The sequence below is a fragment of the Streptomyces sp. AB3(2024) genome (assembly GCF_041862025.1).
In the GTDB taxonomy this organism is placed as follows: domain Bacteria; phylum Actinomycetota; class Actinomycetes; order Streptomycetales; family Streptomycetaceae; genus Streptomyces.
On sequence record NZ_JBGWAB010000404.1, the window covers coordinates 1 to 245 of the forward strand.

The window sequence follows — 245 nt, forward strand, 5'->3', positions numbered from 1 at the left end:
CATGCTGCTGGTGGAGCGGCTGTCGGACGCGCGTCGTCACGGGCATCCGGTGCTGGCGGTGGTGCGGGGTTCGGCGGTCAACCAGGACGGTGCGAGCAACGGCCTGACGGCGCCGAACGGTCCGTCGCAGCAGCGGGTGATCCGCGAGGCGCTGGCCAGTGCGGGTCTGTCGACCGCGGATGTGGACGCGGTGGAGGCGCACGGTACGGGGACCCGGCTGGGTGACCCGATCGAGGCGCAGGCGC

1 protein-coding gene is annotated in these 245 nt (G+C 73.5%); it reads left to right on the forward strand.

The features are described from left to right. Window positions 1–245 (forward strand): hypothetical protein (locus ACEPPI_RS40970; protein ID WP_373920307.1); only part of this gene is annotated, 245 nt, incomplete at both ends.